Raw genomic sequence first — 16,800 nt, forward strand, 5'->3', positions numbered from 1 at the left:
AAATTGATGTGAGGCGGACAAAATTCAAGTTAAAGCGGTCGATTACTAATATTCTAAACGATTATTAACCATATTTACTCTTTATACATGTTTTAATATTTTGCCATTAATACAGGATATGTCTATGGTTTTGAATGATATGTCCATTATTTAAAAATTCATTCTCTATAATTTTATCTTTAATTCAGTATTTAATTTATTTAATGATGTCAGAGACAAATTTTAAAAGCCTTAAGTCTCAATGTTTCATAAGAATAATTGGATTAGTATTTTGATTTTGTTTTAATAGGGAGGTATAATCTCCCTATTTTTTGTGTCAATTTCAGAATTAATATTTGCTATTAATTAGATAAATAATAAAACTATATGAAAAGAGAATGTTTGAAAGTTAAAAATTATAGCTCCTTAAAATTTGTAATCCCTTTTTTTGTAATCCTATTTTTTTTAGAACCGGATGTGTACAGTCAAAATGACAAAACCACAAAAAGTTCAAAAGCTGTAATAAAAAGACTTATTGGTAAAAGAGCCGATGAATTTGAATTGACAATTGTCGAAAATAAGAATCCAGATCAATCAGATTGGTTTGAAGTAACAACCAAAGACAATCGCGTAAAAATCCAGGGAACATCCAATACAGCCATTTGTTATGCAGCCTATAATTTCCTTAAATATATTGGAGCAGTTTTGGTTAGCTGGGAAGGAAACAGGATTGATTTGCCTAAAAGCTGGCCCAAGTATTCAAAAAAAGAATCGACTCCGTTTAAATACAGAGAATATTTAAACGCTTGTACATTTGGTTACACAACTCCGTGGTGGGATTGGAAACGCTGGGAACAAGAAATAGACTGGATGGCATTTCACGGCATTAATCTGCCTACAGCAATGGAAGGGCAAGAAGCAGTGTGGCAGGAACTATGGAAAGAATACGGGTTAACAGATAGCCAATTAGCAGCACATTTTACAGGGCCTGCATTTTTGCCTTGGCAGCGAATGGGCAATATAAATAGTCTTGAAGGACCATTACCACAAGAATGGATTAGTAAAAAAGGTAAACTTCAAAAACAAATATTGCAAAGAATGAAAGCTTTGGGTATGCATCCTGTAGTGCCAGCTTTTAGTGGTTATGTTCCAAAAGCATTTGCAGAGAAACATCCCGAATCAAAGATAAGCGAATTAAAATCCTGGTCTGGAGGAGGTTTTGAGAGTACCTATTTATTAGATTCTAAGGATCCTTTGTTTAAAGAATTAGGAAAACGTTTTATCGAAATTTACACTAAACTATATGGACATTCGGATTTTTATCTGGCTGATTCTTTTAATGAAATAACACCACCAGTTTCTGAAGAACATAAATATGAGGAACTTTCAGATTACGGAAAAACAATATTCGAAACCATTAATGAAGCCTCTCCCGGAGCTGTTTGGGTTATGCAGGGTTGGCTTTTTGGAGATAATAAAGAGTTTTGGACTAAAGAAGCAACTAGCGCTTTCTTAAGTAAAGTGCCAAATGAAAGAATGATAATTCAGGATTATGCCAATGACCGATATAAAGTTTGGGAAAACCAGGAAGCTTTTTACGGAAAACAATGGACTTATGGTTATGTACATAATTACGGAGGATCTAATCCTGTTTACGGCGATTTAAATTTCTACAAAAATGAGCTTACCAGTTTATTAAAGAACCCAAACAAGGGGAATGTTGTGGGATATGGTGTTATGCCGGAAGGTTTAAATAATAACTCGATAGTTTACGAGTATATCTACGATTTGCCATGGACACAAGGGAAAGAACCTGTAAACGATTGGCTACAGCATTATTTAAATGCCCGATATGGAAAAAATACTTCTAATTCTGTTTTTCAGGCTTGGAAACTTTTAGTAGAATCTGTTTATAGTACAAAGTATTGGGAAACGCGCTGGTGGAATGATAGGGCAGGAGCATATTTGTTTTTTAAAAGGCCGACTCTAAAAATAACAGAATTTAAAGGAAATCCCGGAGATAAAGAAAAGCTAAAAGAAGCTTTGGATATTTTGCAGAAAGAAAGTAAAAACTTCGATAAAAACAGTCTTTATAATTATGATTTACTTGATGTTTCTAGACACTATTACTCACTTTGTATTGATGATTTATTGATGGAATGTGTAAAAACGTATGAGCAGAAAGACCTGCCAAAAGCAGATGCATTATTTAAAGAAATAGAAAAGCAAAGTTTAGATATAGATAGTATGCTTTCTGGGCAGCCATTGAATAATTTAAATTATTGGCTACAATCTGCATGGGATTATGGAAGTAATGCCAAAGAATCAAAGCTATATCTAAAAAACGCAAAAACATTAATAACGCTTTGGGGCGGAGAAGGCCATTTAAATGATTATGCTTCCAGATCATGGCGTGGTATGTATGCAGAATTTTATTGGCCCAGATGGAAAATGTTTCTTGAGGCACTAAGAGATTCAGAAATCAATAAAACTCCATTTGTGGAATCGGATGTAAGAGCATCGATAAAAAATTGGGAAATAAAATGGTGTGAAAGTGCTGCAATGTACAATGAACATTAACACTGAGCTAAATAAAGATCATTAAGCATATCCACTTTATTGTTTAAATTAATTTCTGTAATGTTTTGTGAGGATATATTTATTTTTAATTCTTGAGCACTAGAAAATTAAATCTCCGAAGCCCATATTCCGGCTGTATTGACTAAAAAAATCCATGTTTGTGAATAATCTGTCCATTTATTAACAATTCATTAATACTATTTTCGCTTTACTATTTAACCAATTAACCAAATATAATATGGAAAAACTTAAGCTTTTATTGTTAGCCTTTTTTCTGGGCTTCTCAATTAGTTCATGGGCACAAAAAACTGAAATATCAGGTGTGGTTCTGGATGAGAAGAGCATGCCATTACCCGCAGCCAATGTGCTCGAAAGTGGTACTTCGAATAATATTGTAACAGATTTTGACGGGAAATTCAAAGTGACTGTTTCAAATAGAAATGCTACACTGATTATTTCTTTTATAGGATTTGATGAACAGCGTGTTAAACTGGACGGATCAAAAACAAATTACACTATTAAATTAATTTCAAGTTCTACAAATTTAGAACAAGTTGTGGTGATGGGTTATGGAAAAGGATCCCGTAAAAATTTAACAACTTCTGTTGCTTCTATAAAAGGGGATCAACTCAATAGAGGAGTAATCAGTGATGTTGGTCAAATGTTACAAGGTAAAGTTTCTGGGCTTAACGTTTCTACAAGTGGAGATCCTACGAGGCAAGCTTCGGTGGTTTTGCGTGGAGCATCAACATTAAATGGCTCTCAGGGACCTTTTTATGTTGTAGATGGTATTCCGGGTGTCGATATTTCGGTTATTGCATCAGAAGATATTGTTACTATTGATGTTTTGAAAGATGCTGCAGCAACGGCTATTTATGGAAACCGTGCTTCCAATGGAGTAATTATGGTAACTACTAAAAAAGGAAGTAAAGACAGAACTCAAATTACGTATAGCAATTATTTTGGTGTTGAGAATGTTTCGAACCAACTTAACATGATGAATGCAGATCAATTGAGAGCATTTACAACAAAGAATAATTTAAATTTTACTCCCGAAAATGATAAAGGAGCAAATACAGATTGGCAAAAAGCAATCCTTAGAGGTTCCGGAGCACAATCAAGCAGTCATAATCTTTCTCTAAGTGGAGGTGCTGAGCATGGCAACTATTTTGCAAGTATAACGGCTTTAAACAAGGAAGGAGTTCTTTTGGGGAGTGATTTCTCAAGAATAATTGCGCGTTTAAATGTTGAGCAATTTGCTTTTGATGATAACTTAAAAATAGGTATAAATGTAACCAATTCGAATAGTAAGTATACAAATGTTCCCCAGCGTAACACGGCACTTCAGCAATCAGTAAATCACTTGCCGGTTTCACCAATTAGAAATGCAGATGGATCATTTTTCGAAAATTTCGTCCAAACCAGTTATTTTAATCCTGTTGCTTTAATTGAGCATGGAGTTGACGATACGAAAACCAACAATTTTGTTGGAAGTCTTACCGCAGAAGTAAAACTTCCTTATGGATTCTCCTATAATTTAAATTTATCGTATCAACAATTAAATTCATTACACGGAGAGTTTTATGATAGTTATTATCAGCAGTATAATAGTGCTTCTTTCTACAATAATCCAGATCCGCCTCAGGTAAAGCAATTAGTGAATTTTGGTGTAAACGGATCAGCAGTGAGAAATTCATACCAAAACAGTAATACTATAATAGAGAGTTTTTTAAACTGGGATAAAACTTTTGGCAACCACAAAATTAAAGCGGTAATTGGTTATTCATGGCAGGAAGATGTTCTTGGAGATGGATTTCAGGCTACAGCAACTAATTTTCCTGTAGATAATGTGAGTTATAATAACCTTGCTTTAAGCAATTATACTTCTGTTAATGGTTATGTTGTAAATTTTGGAGATAGTAAAGCATACCAAAAAAGACGTTTGATTTCTCAATTTGCACGTTTAAATTATAATTACAAAGACAAATATCTTTTGCAGGGAACCATAAGAAGAGACGGAGGTTCTGTATTTGGCGCCAATAATCAGTGGGGTTATTTTCCCTCAGTAGGTGGTGCCTGGAGAATAGATAAAGAAGGGTTCATGAAAGATCAAAGGGTTTTTAATGATTTAAAACTTCGTGTTAGTTATGGACAGACGGGTAATTCATCAGGATTTAATGCCTATACATCTCAATTTATTTCAGGAAGCCTTGGCACATTCTACTATAACGGACAACAAGTTGGGGCTTATGGACCAAATCAGGCTGCGAATCCAGATCTAAAATGGGAAAAAACAGCAACAAAAAATATTGGTCTTGATTTTACCATATTAAAAGGAAGAGTATCTGGTTCTGTAGATGTGTATGACAAGAAAACAACAGATATGATTTTTAACTATGCTGTAAATCCGGTATTAGTGCCAGTAGGAACAATTGTAGCCAATGGTGGTAATATGTCTAATCGTGGAATTGAAGGTTCTTTGAATATTAACGCCATTAAAACTAGAAATTTCAGCTGGTCAACGACCTTGAATGGTTCAACTAATAAAAATGTGATCACAAAATTGAAGAATCCATTATTTGTTGGAGGAGATTCAATACGCAGAGTTCAGCCTGATGGTGGTGGACAGACAGGAAGTACTTTACAAATTTTTAAAGAAGGAAAACCTCTGGGGCAATTCTTTACGCTTCAGTATGCAGGAAAAAATGCTAATGGTGTTTCTCAATATGTTGCTAAAGACGGTAGTTTAACAACCAATCCTGCCATTGGTACAGATTATCATTATGCAGGAAGTGCGCAGCCTAAATTTTTATTGGGATGGGATAATAATTTCACCTACAAAAAATTTGATTTGAATATCTTCTTCCGAGGAGTATTCGGAAATAAAATTTTCAACGCAACCCGAGCCGATTTATTCAGACCGAGTACCGCAATGACAACCAATATCCTTGTAGATGCCCAAAATGAATCGCCCAATGATTTAAATGCCTACAAGTATTCAACACGCTTTATAGAAGACGGAAGTTACCTTAGATTAGACAATTTAACTTTAGGATATGATTTTGGTAAAGTGGGTAAATACATCAAAAAGATCCGTGTTTACGAAACTATAAATAACCTGTTTGTTATTACCAAATATTCAGGAATTGACCCAGAAGTAGAACAAGGAGGAACTGCTCCAGGTGTAGATTCAAATAACTTCTATCCCAAAACCAGAACCTTTTTGTTTGGTTTAAATGTGATATTCTAAAAATTAAATTCTAAAATCATGAAAAATATATTAAAATATTTAGGACTTCCAGTACTATTGGTTGGTTTATTATGGTCTTGTGATGATCTTGATGTGCCAATTACAACGCAGCTTACACCAGATGTATTTCCTCAAAATTCCGCACAATATATACAGACAGCAGGTCCGGTATATGTGGCTTTTCGTGGTGAGTATTCATTTGCATGGTGGTTTACACAATCATTAAGTACAGATGAATCAATTATGCCGGCAAGAGGAGGGAATTGGTTCGATAATCAGAATTACAGTATGTTACATTACCATGATTGGACACCAGACAACGGTTGGATCTCAAGTCTTTGGGATTGGTCGTCCAAAGTTATCGGAACTAGTAATCAGGCTATTTCTATTTTAGATAAAACAATGCCCGAAGGTTCTGATAAAACGACTATGATTTCAGAATTAAAAACCATGCGTGCCATTTCTTATTTTATGCTTATGGACAGCTACGGAAATGTGCCATTAGATACTGTTTACGGAGATTTTACAGCTCATGCTAAATCAGACAGAAAAGATGTTTTTATTTTTATCGAAAAAGAATTAAAGAAAGCACTTCCTAATTTAAATCCGCTTTCAGGAATTACAACTTACGGAAGACCAAATAAGCAAACAGCAAATGCTCTACTGGCAAAATTGTATTTGAATGCAGATGTTTATACAGGCTCTCAGCGTTATAATGATTGTATTGCAGCTTGCGATGCTGTTATTAATTCTGGATTATACATGATTGAACCAAGAAGTACTTATCTTCAAATGTTTTACCCTACAAACGGACCACAAATGAAAGAGTTTATTTTTGCAGTTCCTTATGATGCTTCGGCTGTTACGGTAGGATATAATGGTCAAATGTATCATGCCCGTTATGATGTTCCGCGTTCTGAAAGAGCAAAGTTTGGAATTTCTTTTACGCCTAGTGCACCAAGAAGTACTTTGCCAGAATTCTATGCGTATTTTAACGATGTTAATGATATTCGCAACAACCAATGGTTAACAGGTTTACAATTTATGAATGATGGTGTTACTCCTGTAACGGTTACTACGACAAAGAAAGGTTATGATCAGTTTTATACAGGATCAGATGGTAGTGCAGCTTATACATATCAGGTAAACTTAACGCCGGATATTATTCTTCGCCAGAATCCTGCTTTATTTGATTGTGGAAATGATGAAATTGCCTGGAATATGGGATATAGAAATATTAAATTTTATCCTGATGCTACTTCAACAAGTCGTAATCAAAATAATGATGTGCCTTTTTTACGTTATTCAGATGTTATCCTGATGAAAGCAGAAGCGATTCTTCGTGGAGGTAACGAAACTTTAGGTCAATCTGCTGTTTCACTGGTAAATATGGTACGTTCAAACAGAACTACTTCTGCAGCATGGGGTGGTGTTACTTTAGAAGAACTTTATCAGGAAAGAAGCCGCGAATTTGCACAGGAAGCCTGGCATAGAAACGATATGATTCGTTTTGGAAAATATGAAGGGCAATGGGGATTCAAAACAAACTCGGAGACGTATCGTCGCACTTTCCCGATTCCAACAAATGCTATGGTTCTAAATCCCGCGCTAACGCAGAATACTGGATATAACTAGGATTAATATTAATCTGAAAGCAATTTTCAAATAGATTACAACTTTATAAAAAGGAGAAGAGGACTAAAATTCCTTCTCCTTTTTTGTTAAAAGCCAGATTGTCTATGTTGATTTTTAATGCTGCATTTTCAAACCTGGGAAAATGATGACAGCGTAATAAACAAAAGTGTAGTCCCTTATCAATACAATTAGAATAGATGAAACCGGATAAAATTTATAAAATAAGCCGTATAGGAATAAGTTTTTTTCTTATTTTTTTAGTGTCATGTAAAACCGAAAAAAATGCTGTTATAAAAAATAAATCATTTGTAGATAAGGTATATCCTCAGCTCGATACGGATAATTCAAGATGGTTTTTCTTTTCATCGGCAAGTCGCCCGTTTGGTATGGTTAATTTAAGTCCCGATACCGAAATCAACAGCGATTGGGGAGGCGGATACAAGTACACTACAGATACTATAAAAGGTTTCAGTCATATTCATGAATGGCAAATGTCTGGGGTTTCTGTAATGCCATTAACGATTTCTACTGCCAATAAAAAAAGTGTTTTCACTGATTTTTATTCTAAATTCAGTCATGAAAACGAAAAAATAACTCCGGGTTATCATTTCTTATTCTTAGATAAGTATCAGATAACTGCGGAACTTACCAGTACAAAAAGAGTTGGTTTTCATCGTTATACATTTCCCGATAATGCTCAAAAAGCGGTTCTTTTTAATTTAAATACGATCTTGGGACCTTGTGATAATACAAACGGAATAATTGAGAAAAACAGTGATTATGAATTTTCAGGATCATTAGTATTGAGTACCAATTTTAGACGTCCAAAACCCTTAACGGTATTTTTTAAAATTAAATTTAATGCACCCATTGCTTCGATTGAACACGATAGTAGCACCAATAATTATTTGGTGAACTTAAACAAAGCCGATAAAACGGTATTAATGAAAGTAGGGATTTCATATACTTCGGTGGAAAATGCCAGTAATAATATGGAGCAGGAACTACCTCATTGGGATTTTGACAAAGTAGTTACAGATTCTAAAAAAGAATGGAATAATTTGCTGGGCAGAATTGAAGTCGAAGGTGGAACAGCAACAGATCAAAGACGATTTTACACAGATCTCTGGCATGCTTTGCAGGGAAGAAAAATGATTAGCGATGTAAATGGTGCCTATCCCGATAATACCGGAGACAAATTTAGAATCGGACAATTGCCTTTAAATAAAGAAGGAAAACCTAAATTTAATCAATACAATTCGGACTCATTTTGGGGTGCACAATGGACAATAAATACACTTTGGGGACTTGCTTATCCTGAAATTATGGGAGAATTTGTACAGTCGTTAATGCAATATTATAAAGATGGCGGTATGATTCCGCGTGGGCCATCCGGAGGCAATGATACCTTTGTAATGACAGGAGCTTCAACGACACCTTTTATTGTTAGTGCGATTCAAAAAGGAATTATAACAGAAGATTTAGAAAATATTTATACCGCACTCAAAAAAAACCATATGCTCAATGGTATTATGGGAAAAGCAGGTTATGAACATAATACGGATAGTGGTGGAGGATTAAAGTATTATATCAATAATGGTTTTGTTCCTTATCCGATTCCCGAAGGTGAATTTGGAAGCCATCAGGACGGCGCGAGTCAAACATTAGAATACGCCTATCAAGATTGGACATTAGCACAATTGGCTAAGAAATTAAAGCATGATGACGACTATAATTACTTTATGGCAAGAGCCAAAAATTTCCAAAATGTTTTTGATAAAACAACAGGTTGGATGCGTCCTAAAAATGTAAACGGAAAGTGGCTTGAAAATTTTGATCCATATCAGTATGAACATGGTTTTATAGAATCTAATGGTGCACAATCGACTTGGTTTGTGCCTCATGATATTAACGGTTTAGTAGCGTTGATGGGTGGCAAAGAAAAAGCGGTAGAAAAATTAAACAGTCAGTTTGAAGAGGCTCAAAAATTAAAATTTACTTCCGGTACTTCACATGATGCCGAGTTGCATCCCGAATTCAGCCGTATTCCGATAAATTTTGGCAATCAGCCTTCGATACAAGCCTCCTTTATTTTTAATTTTTTAGGAAGACCAGATTTAACACAGTATTGGACAAGAAATGTAGTGAAAGAAACCTTCAGCGGATTGTCTCCAAGTACAGGTTATAACGGAGATGAAGATCAGGGATTAATGGGAAGCTTGAATGTATTGCTTAAAATTGGTTTGTTTCAAATGAACGGTGGTACAGAGGCAAATCCTGAATACCAGATAGGAAGTCCGATATTTAATAAAGTGTCCATTCAATTAAATCCGGATTATTATAAAGGCAAAAAGTTTGTTATTAATGCCAATAATAATAGTGCTTCAAATATTTATATTGATGCAATAAAATATAATAATTTACCGGTACAAAACTTCCATGTTTCTCATCAGGATATTACAGATGGTGGAGAATTAAATTTGGAAATGTCAAGTACGCCAAAGCGTTAAGTTTTCTATTAACACATAGAAATGTCTTTTTTAAACTTAGAGAATTGATGTTTCTATGTATTAAATAAAATTCATGCAAGTTGTAACCGTTTATTAAAAAAATAACACCTGATAAAGAAATAAGGAAATGAAATTATTTATTAAGATTATAACTTTTTTTGTAATAGCATTATGCTGTACCATTGAGATTAATGCCCAAAAGCAGCTTCATAATTACGTAGATCCCATGATAGGATCAGAAGGAGTTGGTAGGGTTTTTATCGGACCTTCATGTCCATACGGAATGGTAAAACCAAGTCCGGATTGTACTGTTAATCCTAATAGTGGATGGCTTTCAATACCAAAAGAAGTAACAGGATTTAGTCAGGTTCATGTAAGTGGTACTGGCGGTGGACCTAAATATGGAAACATTCAGATTATGCCTTTTTCAGGAGCTTTAGATAAGCTGGATCAAACTTCGCATAGAGCAGAAGAAAATGTAAAGCTGGGCTATTATGAAACTGTTTTCAAAGAAAATCAGATAAAAACAGAAATAACGACGGCTGAAAAAGTTTCTTTTTATCGCATTACCTATCCCAAAAATGCATCTAAAGGTTTAAAAATTGATCCGGGATTTTTTCTGGGAGAAGAAGCAATACCAGACGGAAGAGAAGCACAACAATTTGTAGGTTCTCAAATAGAAATTGTCTCTGATACAGAAGTTCGTGGTTACAGCAGAATTCGTGGCGGATGGAATAATGGTCGTGCCTATACCGTTTATTTTTGGGCAGTTTTTGACCAACCGATTGCAAAATATATAACATGGAAAGACGGAAAATTTTACAACAATCAGTCAGCTCAATTTGATTCAGGGAAAAAAACGGCAGCACTATTTTCTTTTGGCAACGAAGGAAAACAAGAGCTTAATATTAAAATCGGAATTTCTTTTTTAAGTGAATTAAAAGCAAGAAATAATATAGAAGTAGAAATTCCACACTGGAATTTTAATACGGTTTTAGCGAACTTAGAAAATAAATGGGAAGAATTATTAAGCTGCATCACACTTTCGGGAGATACATCCGAAGAATATAAAAAAATGTTTTACACCGGTTTGTATCACACCATGATAATGCCTGTAGACAGAACAGGAGAAAACCCATTATGGACAAACGATGAACCTTATTACGATGATTTTTATTGTATTTGGGATACTTTTAGAACTTCCAGTCCTTTGTTAACATTAATAGATACCAAGCGTCAGGTCGAAATTGTAAATGCAATGTTAAACATTTATAAACGTGAAGGATATTTACCCGAAGGTCGCAGCGGAAACGATAATGGGCGTACACAAGGCGGCTCTAATGCCGAGGTAGTCTTAGCCGATGCTTTTGTGAAAAACTTAAAAGGAATAGATTATGAATTGGCTTTGCAGGCAATGCTTAAAGATGCCACAGTACCACCAGGAGGAAATGAAGAAAAAGAAGGCAGAGGAGGATTATTAGATTATTTAAAATTAGGATATGTGCCATACGGTACAGATCGCGCAGGAAACAGAACAATTGATTATTCATATAACGACTATAATATTGCAACTGTAGCCAAAGGATTGAATCATATGAATTTGTACAATCAATACATAAAACAAGCAGATAACTGGCAAAATTTATGGCGTTCAGATTATGTAAATAACGGATCTACAGGATTTATTATGCCAAAAGACGCCTCAGGAAAATGGCTGGACGATGTAGTTTTTGGAGATTCAAAAATTCAAAAGCCTACATTCAGATATACTCCCGTTATCATTGAATCTCCTTGGTATGTATGCCATTGGTGTGTCTTTTTTTACGAAGGTAATTCATGGGAGTATTCATTAAGTATTCCGCATGATGTTCCCGAACTGATTCGTAAATCCGGAGGCGAAGTGGCTTTTAAAAAGAGACTGGATACTTTTTTTGACACTAAATTGTATAACATAGCCAATGAGCCGTCGTTTTTAACACCGTGTTTGTATCACTGGATAGGAAAACCCTATTTAAGCAGTGATAGGATAAGAACCATTATAAAAGATAATTTCAATAGCTCGCATGAAGGTTTGCCTGGTAATGACGATTCAGGTGCGATGTCTTCCTGGTTGGCATTTCATATGATGGGATTGTATCCCAATGCAGGTCAACCGTATTATTTATTGAATACGCCTTTAATTAAGGAAATAACTTTGCAGTTAGAAAACGGAAACTATTTTAAAATCTCGGCAAAAAAAATGAATGATAAAAACAGATATATAAAATCGGCATTATTAAACGGAAAGCAGTATAACAAAGCCTGGATTTTACACGAAGATCTTGCCAAAGGAGGGGAATTGATTCTCGAAATGGATTCAAAACCTTCGGCTTGGGGAACTACTATATTACCACCAACAAAATAAACCGGCACAGATGAAAAAGACCATTTTAATCCTTCTTGTGTGTGCAATGCATCAGATAGGAACAGCTCAAAAATATATTCCAACCCTTAAAAATAATACAGAATTAAGTTATATCTGTAAACTTCATGGACAGACAAGAACTTTAACTCTGACTTCCAAAATTGCTAATGATAAATTGATTTTAGATTTAGATACTAGAGGCGTAAAAAGCAGTATTGTAATCCTGTCGGAAGCTTTAAAAAACGGAAATGCGCTAAGTTTTAATCAGGGAGAATATGAACCCGTTTTAAGCTTAAAACCTACAGAAACTTTCTTTATGATTTCACAGTCTGCATATCAGGATTTATTAAAAAACAACAAATTCATTTATAACAATACAACCTATGTATTAGATGAAAATCTTGCTAAAAACAGTGTTGAAATAGAGGGGAAATTACTAGACAATTTACACGTAGTTGCACAGGTAGATGAAACTGAAATGTGGATTGTAAAAAATCCGGAATTTCCATTAATCTGCAAAATAATTAAAAACCCATTAGGTATCAATTTCACATTAGTGAAAATAACAGATAATTAATCCTCAAAGGTTTTTGTTGAGTTACCAAAAGCAAATAGGGATGGAATATTAGGATTTGCTAAGGAGTTCTTTTGGGGCGACTGATCTTAACAACTAATATTAATTGGCCAAAAACAAAAACATCGTTTCACTCAAAACAATAAATAACGACATATGAAAAATATCAGCCGTGGAGAGTTTATTAGATTATCAGGACTCACATTGGCAGGAGCATTGGTTAGTGATGTTGTTTTTGCCAATGATATACTTCTAAATCACGCTGCTGCAAAAGAAGATATTCAATTAATAGAAAAGCTCATTTTAAATAATGATGCCAAAGTTAAGAGTATATTAAATAGAACATCGGTTGAACCAAATATAAGAGTTAGTAATTTTCGTGCAGAAGCAACTTCTATAGCAACGATGGCGGCTTCAATATCAAATCGAGAATCTGAATATTATAAATCTGGATTTGTGACCGAGAAGCTAAATCAGTCAATAGATCTTTTATTAAAAGAGCAATATGCAGATGGCACATTAGATGCCGGAGGGAACAGACAATCTCCTCCCGATACCGCCTTTATTTTAGAATATATTTGTATGGCAGCCGCAATATTAAAAAACAATAAACAAGTTGATTTATTGCTGTTTAAGGATAAAGTAAAAAAGTTTATTTTAAATGCTGGCGAAGCCATGATAACAGGAGGTGTTCATACTCCAAATCACAGATGGGTCATTTGTGCAGCTTTGGCTAGTATTAACTCCCTTTATCCGGATGCCAGATATGTGAGAAGAATTGATGAATGGTTAGCCGAAGGCATTTATATCAATGATGACGGACATTATTTAGAGCGAAGTGGAGTTTACTCGGCAGTTATAGACAAAGCATTAATAACAATGGCAAGAGAACTTAACAGACCGGAATTATTGGAGATAGTGCACAAAAACCTAATGACCTATTTTTATTATACAGAACTCAACGGCGATTTGGTGACAGTTGATTCCAAAAGGCAGGATCAATTCATGTCTTTAAAAGCGACCAAGTTTTACTTGCAGTATCGATATATGGCAATTCATACCCATAATGGAATATTTGCTTATATGGTAAATACTATTGAAAATATGGCGGAATTTACAAATGATATTTTATCAGAGTCACTGGCTTTTTTTATGGAAAACGAAGAGCTTCGGAAACAAATTCCTGTGAAAGGCACGATTGATAATGATTTTGAAAAGTTTTTTGCAATCTCCAATCTGGCAAGAATCAGACGTGGAAAAACTGCTGTAACATTATTTGGCGGTAATGATCAACCGGTTCAGATTGTATCAGGAAGATCTTCAAATCCTAATTTTTTAATGTATCGAAAAGGAGATTCAATATTAAAATACATGCGTTTGTCTACGTCGTTTTTTAGAATGGGATATTTTAGCAGCAATGGTATCGAGAAAGAAGGGAATAAATACATATTGAAGGAGACCAAAGAAGCAGATTATTATCAGCCTTTGGCGGAAGAGTTTCGTAAAGCCGATGGAGATTATAAATTATCAGAATCACCGGATGGTCGATTTTGGAATAAAATGGACTTTAATTCGAGAATAAAAAGCAATGTGAAAAAGCAAATTACAATAATTGAAATCACCGAAAATAATGGAGTACTGAGTCTTGATTTTAAAGTAGACGGTCCTCCAAATGTCGAAGTGACAATCGAAATGTGTTTTAATGAAGGAAGCACAATTAAAGGGGACGTGATGAAAGAGAAAAACAATTATTTCCTTAAATCTGGACTTGGAGAACTTACTATGGCAGGTGATACCATACAATTTGGTCCCGGAAAATGTAAACATCTAAACGTAGAAAATTTAGATAGTGAGGAATATACGTATCATCAGGGCAGTTTGCGCACAAATGGGGAGCATGTTTACATTACAGGATTTACTCCATTTAGACACATAATGACCATTGGTTAATTAAAGAATTATAAAAAACAATCATTATTTAGATTCCATGCAATTAAAAAAAAGACTTCTTCCGATTATGCTTTTGCTAACGCTGGTTTCCTGTAAAACAAAGCAGCAGCCAACCCCCAAAAATATAGAAATAGCCTTTATTGCCGATGTTCATTTACAGGATATTTTTGCAAAATTTGAAGATGATGATTATCAAGGAATTAAAAATCCAGTAACAGGAGAGTATGCCAATATAAGAACAATGAGTTCGCAATTGCATTCTACGAGAATTTTCAATGAAAATTATTTTGCGTTTTTAGAAGCTTTAAATGACATCTCAAAAAGAGGTATAAAACTGGTTGTTCTTCCAGGTGATTTTAGCGATGATGGCCAACCTGTCCATGTTCGGGGATTGAGAAAAATATTAGATAAATATTCAAAAGAAAAAGATATGTCGTTTTTTGTAACCACAGGAAATCATGATGCTGTAAAACCTTTTGCACAAGAAGCTGTGAAAACCGATTTTCTGGGCAAAGGCGGTCTGGAACAAATTATAAGCAGTTCCAAAAACAATTTTAAAAAACAAGACAGTCAATTAGAACCCATTATCACAGCCGATATAAAAAACTGGGGGTACAAGGAAACATTAAACGAAATGGCCGCTTTTGGATTCTTTCCAGAAAAAAAATATTTGTATTGGGAAACACCATTTTCAAGTTATACTTATGAAGGTTATAATTTTGAGAAAGCAACAGCAGAATCTGTTTTAGAAAAAAGAACCTATACTATTAAAAACACCAATTTATCGCTTCCCGATGCAAGTTATTTGGTCGAGCCCATAAAAGGTGTCTGGCTTTTGGCGATAGATGCCAATGCATATGTTCCTAATAAAAATTTATCTGGTTTAACAAACAATCCCAATGATTTTTCTGGAGCCAGTATTGGTTATAACAATGTCCTTATTTATAAAAATCATTTAATGAATTGGGTAAAAAAAGTTTCGGAAGAAGCCAGACAAAGAGGTAAAACATTGATCGCTTTCAGTCATTATCCTATGGTTGATTTTAATAATGGTGCTTCACCCGAATTAAAATTGTTGTTTGGCGCTGATAAAATGCAATTGTCAAGAGTTCCCAATGAAGAGGTAGCACAATTATTTGCCGATGCAGGAATTCAGATTCATTTTGGCGGACACATGCACATCAACGATACAGGAGTACGAACAACAGCAAAAGGCAATACCTTATTTAATATTCAAACGCCTTCTTTGGCAGCTTATATGCCAGCGTATAAGATGCTTACTATTCATTCGAATACAAATGTAGAGGTAGAAACGGTAGTGGTAGGTTCTGTTCCAAAATTCAATAGTTTATTCCCTTTTTATGAAGAAGAATATACACATTTACAAAACATAAAAAGCCCTGTTATTTGGAATAAAGAGGTTTTGAATGCCAAAGATTATAAGGAATTTACAGAATGGCATTTGAAAGAATTAGTCCGTCTCAGGTTTCTCCCCGAAGATTTTCCGACTGCATTTTTAAAGTCAATTCAGAATCTTTCCGGTAAAGATTTATTGTATCTCAATAAGAATATTTTAGAAGTTGATGCGACATTAAATTCTAATTCTTTAACCATTGAGGATTTCGAATCATGGAATGGTTTTGATATGATATTCGATTTTTACAGATTAAAAAATGCAGACGAATTGGCTCTTCCCGAAATTGGAATCAGTAGATTAAATCAATATGAAATAGTCTGCGAATCGTTGAAAAAATCAAATAATGAAAAGTTGATTTTATGGTCAGGAATATTTTTAAAAACAATGAAAGGCGAACCTGCAGATCATTTTAAGATTAACTTAAAAACTAACAAAATTGAACGAATAAGTCCTTAAAAATATGATAATAATTTAATCTAAAAGAGTACATTGCAGTTATAA

The 16,800-nt window shown here is 34.3% G+C and carries 8 protein-coding genes; all 8 read left to right on the plus strand.

Going from position 1 to position 16,800, the window contains the following annotated elements:
- Nucleotides 1–366 precede the first annotated feature (366 nt).
- The 8 genes from OIU83_RS07880 (at nucleotide 367) to OIU83_RS07915 (ending at nucleotide 16,755) form a co-directional block, all read left to right on the plus strand.
- A complete protein-coding gene (locus tag OIU83_RS07880; RefSeq protein WP_264205702.1) occupies nucleotides 367–2,559 on the plus strand; it encodes an alpha-N-acetylglucosaminidase in 2,193 nt (730 codons plus the stop codon).
- Nucleotides 2,560–2,797: 238 nt separating this feature from the next.
- Nucleotides 2,798–5,809 (plus strand): SusC/RagA family TonB-linked outer membrane protein, encoded by a 3,012-nt coding sequence (locus OIU83_RS07885; RefSeq protein ID WP_264205703.1) that lies wholly within the window; start codon nucleotides 2,798–2,800, stop codon nucleotides 5,807–5,809.
- Between the two features lie 18 nt (nucleotides 5,810–5,827).
- Nucleotides 5,828–7,444, plus strand: coding sequence for a RagB/SusD family nutrient uptake outer membrane protein (locus OIU83_RS07890; protein WP_264205704.1), 1,617 nt, complete (start codon nucleotides 5,828–5,830; stop codon nucleotides 7,442–7,444).
- A 197-nt stretch (nucleotides 7,445–7,641) separates the two neighbouring features.
- Nucleotides 7,642–9,954 (plus strand): GH92 family glycosyl hydrolase, encoded by a 2,313-nt coding sequence (locus OIU83_RS07895; protein WP_264205705.1) that lies wholly within the window; start codon nucleotides 7,642–7,644, stop codon nucleotides 9,952–9,954.
- Between the two features lie 127 nt (nucleotides 9,955–10,081).
- Nucleotides 10,082–12,358, plus strand: coding sequence for a GH92 family glycosyl hydrolase (locus OIU83_RS07900; protein WP_264205706.1), 2,277 nt, complete (start codon nucleotides 10,082–10,084; stop codon nucleotides 12,356–12,358).
- Between the two features lie 10 nt (nucleotides 12,359–12,368).
- Nucleotides 12,369–12,935 (plus strand): hypothetical protein, encoded by a 567-nt coding sequence (locus OIU83_RS07905; RefSeq protein WP_264205707.1) that lies wholly within the window; start codon nucleotides 12,369–12,371, stop codon nucleotides 12,933–12,935.
- Between the two features lie 153 nt (nucleotides 12,936–13,088).
- Nucleotides 13,089–14,882 (plus strand): hypothetical protein, encoded by a 1,794-nt coding sequence (locus OIU83_RS07910; RefSeq protein WP_264205708.1) that lies wholly within the window; start codon nucleotides 13,089–13,091, stop codon nucleotides 14,880–14,882.
- 37 nt (nucleotides 14,883–14,919) lie between these two features.
- Complete coding sequence (locus tag OIU83_RS07915) at nucleotides 14,920–16,755, plus strand: metallophosphoesterase family protein (RefSeq protein WP_264205709.1); 1,836 nt, start codon at nucleotides 14,920–14,922, stop codon at nucleotides 16,753–16,755.
- Nucleotides 16,756–16,800 lie beyond the last annotated feature (45 nt).

The organism is Flavobacterium shii, from assembly GCF_025847235.1.
GTDB classification, from domain to species: Bacteria; Bacteroidota; Bacteroidia; order Flavobacteriales; family Flavobacteriaceae; genus Flavobacterium; species Flavobacterium shii.

What these genes read in the sequence shown, in the direction of transcription:
- OIU83_RS07905 (WP_264205707.1), top strand. Translation starts at nt 12,369, where the DNA reads ATGAAAAAGACCATTTTAATCCTTCTTGTGTGTGCAATGCATCAGATA.
- OIU83_RS07880 (WP_264205702.1), top strand. Translation starts at nt 367, where the DNA reads ATGAAAAGAGAATGTTTGAAAGTTAAAAATTATAGCTCCTTAAAATTT.
- OIU83_RS07910 (WP_264205708.1), top strand. Translation starts at nt 13,089, where the DNA reads ATGAAAAATATCAGCCGTGGAGAGTTTATTAGATTATCAGGACTCACA.
- OIU83_RS07885 (WP_264205703.1), top strand. Translation starts at nt 2,798, where the DNA reads ATGGAAAAACTTAAGCTTTTATTGTTAGCCTTTTTTCTGGGCTTCTCA.
- OIU83_RS07890 (WP_264205704.1), top strand. Translation starts at nt 5,828, where the DNA reads ATGAAAAATATATTAAAATATTTAGGACTTCCAGTACTATTGGTTGGT.
- OIU83_RS07895 (WP_264205705.1), top strand. Translation starts at nt 7,642, where the DNA reads ATGAAACCGGATAAAATTTATAAAATAAGCCGTATAGGAATAAGTTTT.
- OIU83_RS07915 (WP_264205709.1), top strand. Translation starts at nt 14,920, where the DNA reads ATGCAATTAAAAAAAAGACTTCTTCCGATTATGCTTTTGCTAACGCTG.
- OIU83_RS07900 (WP_264205706.1), top strand. Translation starts at nt 10,082, where the DNA reads ATGAAATTATTTATTAAGATTATAACTTTTTTTGTAATAGCATTATGC.